At 43.4% G+C, this 6,958-nt stretch carries 2 protein-coding genes and 2 pseudogenes; 1 reads left to right on the top strand and 3 read right to left on the bottom strand.

Annotated features, from left to right (window positions below; translation table 11 throughout):
- Positions 1 to 142 precede the first annotated feature (142 nt).
- The 3 genes and pseudogenes from parE to C3Z13_RS04045 form a co-directional block, all read right to left on the bottom strand.
- The gene (parE, locus tag C3Z13_RS04055) at positions 143 to 2,044 is read right to left on the bottom strand and encodes a DNA topoisomerase IV subunit B (protein ID WP_103855073.1); all 1,902 of its coding nucleotides are present in this window, start codon (positions 2,042 to 2,044) and stop codon (positions 143 to 145) included.
- Between the two features lie 92 nt (positions 2,045 to 2,136).
- Positions 2,137 to 4,780, bottom strand: a pseudogene (locus tag C3Z13_RS04050) (PqiB family protein).
- Positions 4,743 to 5,941, bottom strand: a pseudogene (locus C3Z13_RS04045) (PqiA/YebS family transporter subunit). Before C3Z13_RS04045 ends, C3Z13_RS04050 begins: the two co-directional pseudogenes overlap by 38 nt.
- Positions 5,942 to 6,578: 637 nt before the next feature.
- Here C3Z13_RS04045 and proQ point away from each other — a divergent pair.
- The coding region (gene proQ / locus C3Z13_RS04040) for an RNA chaperone ProQ (RefSeq protein ID WP_103855072.1) at positions 6,579 to 6,958 on the top strand (380 nt) is incomplete at its 3' end.

Below are 6,958 nucleotides of genomic sequence, written 5' to 3'. Positions count from 1 at the left end.
CCGCCGTATTCGTATTTTCAACCGCATTGGACTTGGTTGAATGTTGCTCTGTGGCGATAACATTGCCGCTTAAAAGTGCGGTGAAAATTAAGGCTAAAAAGGTCTTTTTCATTGGTGTTTCCTTGCTTATTTGGTGGTGAGCTTATACGCTCAAATCCACTTGGTCTCCTTTGGCTTGTAACCACATTTTGCGATCTTCAGAACGTTTTTTCGCCAATAGCATATCCATTAATTCAAAGGTTTCTGTTTCACTTTGTTCATTTTCTTGATCAAAGGTGAGCTGCACCAAACGGCGTGTATTGGGATCCATTGTGGTTTCACGCAACTGGCTTGGGTTCATTTCGCCTAGCCCTTTGAAGCGCTGCACATTGATTTTGCCTTTTTTATTTTTTAGGCGATCTAAAATGCCTTCTTTTTCCCCTTCATCAAGGGCGTAATAGACTTCATTGCCAATGTCGATACGATAAAGCGGTGGCATTGCCACATAAACGTGTCCTTCCGCTACCAATTTCGGGAAGTGGCGTAAGAATAGGGCACAGAGTAGGGTGGCAATATGTAAGCCATCAGAATCCGCATCAGCAAGAATACAAACTTTGCCGTAACGCAACTGGGAAAGATCGCTATTGTCAGGATCGATGCCCAATGCCACAGCAATGTCGTGGACTTCTTGCGAGCCAAGCACCTGATCGGCGGAGACTTCCCAAGTATTTAGAATTTTTCCGCGCAATGGCAAAATGGCTTGATATTCACGGTCGCGCGCTTGTTTGGCCGATCCCCCTGCGGAATCCCCTTCGACTAAGAATAATTCGGTCAATGCTAAATCTTGTGAGCTACAATCAGCGAGTTTCCCCGGCAGGGCAGGGCCACTCACTTGTTTTTTACGCACGATTTTTTTCGCTGCACGCAAACGGCGTTCAGCCGAGCTAATCGCCATTTTCGCCAGTTCTTCGGCTTCTTGTACGTTTTGGTTGAGCCATAAGCTAAAGGCATCTTTCACTACACCGCTAACGAACACCGCACTTTGACGAGAAGATAAACGCTCTTTGGTTTGCCCGGCAAATTGTGGATCTTGCATTTTGATCGAAAGCACATAAGCACAGCGATCCCAAATGTCATCAGCGGTGAGCTTAACCCCGCGTGGCAACAAATTGCGGAATTCGCAAAATTCCCGCATTGCATCGAGCAAGCCTTGGCGTAAGCCATTAACGTGTGTTCCCCCTTGGATAGTGGGAATTAAATTCACATAGCTTTCGCCGAGCAAATCGCCCCCTTCAGGCAACCAAATTAATGCCCAGCTGGCGGTTTCTTTTTCGGTTTCAAAATTGCCCACAAAAGGGGAGGCTGGCAAGGTGGTGTAGCCTTCCACGCTTTCTGTTAAGTAATCAGATAAGCCGTCTTGATAGAGCCAAACATCTTCTGTGCCGTTGATTTTATCAATAAAACGAATTTCTAAGCCTGAACACAGCACCGCTTTGGCGCGCAACAAATGGCGTAAACGGGTGATGGAAAAATTAGGGCTGTCGAAATATTTCGGGTTCGGTTTGAAATGCACGGTTGTGCCAGTAGTACGGCGACCGCAAGTGCCGATAACTTCCAATTCTTGCACTTTCGCCCCATTTTCAAAGGCGATTTTATACACTTGTCCGTTACGCTTAATTTGAATATCCACGCGTTCAGAGAGCGCATTCACCACAGAAATCCCCACGCCGTGCAAACCGCCAGCGAAGGTATAGTTTTTATTGGAGAATTTTCCCCCTGCGTGCAATTTGGTGAGGATCACTTCCACCCCTGAAATACCCTCGGTGGGGTGAATATCCACCGGCATTCCACGTCCGTTATCAATCACTTCAAGGGATTGATCTTTATGCAAAATCACTTCGATTTTTGTGGCGTGGCCGGCTAGCGCTTCGTCCACGCTGTTATCGATCACTTCTTGCCCGAGATGATTGGGGCGGGTGGTGTCGGTGTACATTCCAGGGCGAAGTTGAACGGGTTCAAGATCTTTTAAAACGGTAATTTCATTGGCGGAATAATTTGTTGTCATTGGTCTTCCCGTGATTAAAATTCAAAAAATTGGCAAAATTCTAACAAAAAAACCAACGCTTGCCTAAAAGTGCGGTTGGTTTTTTGCGATTTTTATTCGTTACCTAAAATGCCTAAATTCCAGTTTATGGCTTCTTTAGGGCGTTTTTCTTGCAACAAGAAACGCTGGTTGGCCTTCGCTTGCGGTTGCACCACAGAGCCAGACGGCGTTGAGAAGGCAATTCCGCCTTTTAACAGCTGCTGCATTGATCCCGTGTTAATGGATAAGCCCGTGAAGCCCAGCTCCATTCCATAACCTGATGAGATCCAGAATTCTGAATTTTGTCGCACTAAGGCTTTATGTTTATTGGCAATTACAATATGCACCAAAACACGATCGCCGATTGGGTTAAGCTCAAGGCTACGAATCGTTCCCACTTCCACGCCACGATACATTACAGGCGAGCCTGTGGTGATATTCATTGCGTCTTTGGTTTCTAAAATGAGCGGGAAACCATCGCCGTATTTATTGGTTGTTGGCACGGATTGAGCCAAACGGAATTGACTGCGTGCTTTGCCACTGCCAGCTTCCACATCAATATAAGGTTGTAAAAGGCTATCTAAATTCTCAATACCGCCCGCAGAGATTTGTGGGGAAATGAGGCGGAACTTACTATTTTCTTTCGCAATGATAGCCATATATTTCGGGTTAATTAACGCCGTGGCGAGAATTTTGTGATCGGCAGAAAGCTCAATGCTATCCACTTCACCAATATTTAAGCCCATATAACGCAACGGCATTCCTTTACTTAAATTGGTGGCATCTGCGGCGCTGAGCTTAATTACTTGCCCTGCGGATTTGGCACGCATTTCATTTGGGTAAAGAATTTTGTTACCTGAGCCACTGTTATCAAAACTAATTGCGCCTTTTAAGGAGCGAGCAATAGGTGCAGCTTGAATGCTAATGCCTTTCGGTGTGATGTCCACCTGTGCCGCACTTTCCACCCAGAACAGACTTTTGCTGGTGAGCAAATCACGATGTTTCGGATAGATAAATACGTCCACGTCAAAATGATCTTTTTTCGGGCGGATAGCCAGAATTTTACCCACTTCATATTGGCGATAAAGCACCAGAGAACCTTTATCAATGCTGGGTAGTTGTGAAGTGGTTAAGGTGATGGTTGGGGTGAGATTATTACTCACAATCCCCGCTTCAGCATTACTTAGATCGCTGTATAACGGGAAACTTTCAGGTAATGTACCCGCTTGATGACCCGCCACAATGCGAATGCCACCTTGTAGCCATTTTTCAGGTGTAGCCGCTTGCATCTTGATGCCATCAACGCCCACGCTCACTTCAAAATTTGATGCAGCAATAAAGAGCGTATCGGGGTGAATTAAATGACGATATTGCCCAGCAATCGCTACTTTAAAATGCACCGATTCTTGTTCGATGCGTTGATTTACAATTTCACCAATAGGGAAATTATTGTAGTAAATTTGCTGCCCTTCGCTGATGTTATAGGTTTCAGGTGCGGTTAAGGTTAAAACCAAGGTATCGGGCTGTTTGAGCAACAGTTCATTTTCTTTAATCACAGTAAATTGCGTTTGTTTTTCGCCTGTACCGCTGATCACATCAAAATATTCGCCACGCAATAATTTTTGCGTGTCGCTCAGCTCACTTAAATTAAATTTTGTGTTGCGTAGCACGATTTCAGTGTTGGTTTTAAACAGATTTTCAGCGCTTGGATCAATGAGTAATTTGCCTTGCAAAATTTCTTCATTATTTTCCACCGCACTTTTCTGACAGTAAACCGATTTGTGTATCTTGTGAATACACCACCGTTTTACCTGCGCGTAATCCCGCAATATTCGGCACGGTAACATTGATTTCAATACCGCGTTTGGCGGCTTGTAAATTGGCATATAAACGATAGCGTTCGTTGTTTTCTGCTTTTGGACTATTTTGTGGCGAATCAAATGCTACAGCCCCCTGCACCACGGCATTTAGGCTATCCATTTGCACGTTAATACCAGAAAGCCCAACATTGGCGTTAATGCCACTAATGTTCCAGAAATGGCTGTCTTTTTTCACGAATTGGGTATAAGGCTTGTCGATCACCACATCAATTTCAATTTTCTTCTGATCTTTGGTGAAGCGGTAATCATAAATTTTCCCGACAGGCATTTTTTTGAAATAGACAGACGCACCGATTGAGATTGAGCCTAAATCATCGGCAAGTAAATGAATGAGCAAATCGCCTTCGTTAACTTGGGCGATCGGGCCTTCACTTTCTGCCACAAATTCATCTTCATATTCACCGTCCCCAGGTTGTAGGGTGATGTAGTTACCCGAAACCAGCGCATCAATGCCTGAAATCCCGGCTAGTGAAGCACTTGGACGAACGAGCCAAAACTTGGTGTTTTCACGCAATACGGTTTTGGCTTCAGGATAAATACTGGCTTCCACTTCCACTTTTTTCAGGTCGTCAGTGAAATTTACTTTTTTCACCACCCCAATTTGCAAGCCTTGGTAACGAATCTGCGTTTTCCCTGCCACTAAACCATCACCATTATCAAAGGTGATTTTGATGCTAATGCCTTGTTCTTGCACAATTTGAAAGAACAAAATCGCACCAATACATAAGGCGACAAAGGGTAACAACCAAAATGGTGAAATCCGTTTGTTTTTATGAATAGCGGCTTTTACCGCGTTGTAATTATCCTGAATGGATGGCGTTTTGTTGTTGTCTGTCATAAATTTTCCAAAGTAAACGACTGTCGAATTGCGAAGCTGAAATCATAGTTAAGAACACTGCAGCCCCAAAATAAAAGGCAGCAGGGCCTACGGAAAAATTGATGATTTGTCCGCGTGCAACCAAGGACATCATCAATGCGAGTACGAACAAATCTAACATCGACCAACGACCGACAAAATGCACAATATGGAATAGACGCATTTGCCATTTTATGGATTGGCGAAGGTTGAAATGTACACAAATTAATAAATAAAACAAAATAAAAATTTTGCTGATGGGGATAAAAATACTGGCGGTAAATACCACAAATGCCACGAAATAACTGCCCATTTCAACAAAGGTGATCACGCCAGACATCAGGGTATCGGCACTTGGCGCACCATTGACATAAACTACTGACATCGGTAGTAAATTAGCAGGGAACAGCATAATAATGCCGGCAATCAAGGTTGCCCAAGTGCGTTGCAATTTAATGTTTACTGGCACGTCTAATAGCGTTAAACAGCGTGGACAACGGGCTCGATGTTTGCTGTCTTGATAAGGCTCGGTAAACGTGTAATGGCACTCCAAGCAGACACAAGGCGGTTCATCAGGCATTTCAGTCAAAAGTCTATCTTGTGGATAAAAATCATTCCACAGCGCATTCAGATTGAGCTTAATGAATAGAAGCGTGGTTAAAAGTGCGGTGAAAACAAAGGCAATTAAATAAATATCAAGGCTAAGAGTGGCGTATTCTCGTACCTTAAACATCGTTACGCCCAGGGCGACCAAATACACATCAAACATTACCCAAGGTTTAATATACCCTAGCGCGAGCAAGATATTACGCGGTTTAATGCCAAGCAGTTGCGAAAGACGGAGCAAAATCACCAAAATTGCAAAGGAAATGGGCATAAATACGGCACAGAGAAAAATGAGAAATGCCGTATAAGGATAGCCTTCCGTTGCCATTTTCCACACCCCTTGCCAAACCGAAGCGTCCACCCGCGTACCCAGTAAGTATGCTTAATACGGATAATTCAAGGCAAAAGGCATTAAATTAAAATAGATAGGGCAATCATCGCGCAGCGATGTAAACTCCAACGGCTGCCCGAACACAGCACCTCATCACAGCGAGGACATTCCGCATATTGGTTCGCCTCCAAAGTTGGCACAGACACCGTGGCATCGCAATGGGTGCAACGGGCAATATGCTGTTTGGCGTAATGTGTCGTTTTAACGGTGTTGTCATCGCTTAGGTTCTACTAATTTTTCTCTAAAAGAGACTCAAAAACGCTATTTTATATGGATTTGTACGCTTTTCAAAGTGCGGTGGTTTTTTACGGAAAATTTATCACAAAAAGCACCGCACTTTGTCTGATTGACAAAATTTGTGGTGGACATTAACCTGACAACATTGCTGTTACGATAAAACGCCTAAATACACTTTCACTTAGCGGAGCGATTTATCTCTTTTTAGTTGGTGGGCGTTTGTTTAGAGAAAAAGCAAAGGGAGAAAAATAATGGAAATGACATTTGGACTTGTTGTTTTTGCCTTAATTGGTTTGGTTGTCGCCTTAACTGCAACTTATTTAACAAAACACTAATTTAACAAAACACAAAGTTTTATTTTTAAAGCCTGCGATGCAGGCTTTTTCATTATAAGTTATTCTATCGAATGCTGATTTATACAGATTTTCACATATCTCAACAGTAACTCCCGTATAAACCCGATCAAAAAATTGCCATTTCTTGCCAATTTAAGCTAAAATGTGCAACGTTTTTCTATTTAAAATTAATGGTATGTGAGATTACACAATGACAGAAGTTCAGAAATTAACCAATAATAAAGAAATTATCGCTTATTTAGCGGAAAAGTTTCCGCGCTGTTTTTTCCTTGAAGGTGAGGCAAAACCGTTAAAAGTCGGGATTTTCCAAGATTTAGCAGAAGCCCTTGCAGATGATGAAAAAGTAAGTAAAACCCAATTGCGTCAGGCGTTGCGTTTATACACGGCAGGCTGGCGTTATTTATACGCTTGTAAAGAAGGGGCTGAGCGCGTTGATTTACAAGGCAACCCAGCAGGCGTATTGGAGAAAGAACACGCAGAGCACGCAGCACAGAAATTAGCCGAAAGCAAAGCGAAAGTGGCAGAAAAACGTGCAGCAGAGCGTGCGGCAAATCCGAAAGCGAATAAAAA

Origin of the sequence: Avibacterium endocarditidis (assembly GCF_002921145.1) — a bacterium.
Taxonomy (GTDB): Bacteria; Pseudomonadota; Gammaproteobacteria; order Enterobacterales; family Pasteurellaceae; genus Avibacterium; species Avibacterium endocarditidis.
The sequence above is the reverse complement of the archived record's forward strand: the minus strand, read 5'-3'. Positions and strand labels throughout refer to the sequence as shown.

Coding starts and splice junctions, on each gene's coding strand:
- parE (WP_103855073.1), bottom strand. CDS start 2,044: ATGACAACAAATTATTCCGCCAATGAAATTACCGTTTTAAAAGATCTT.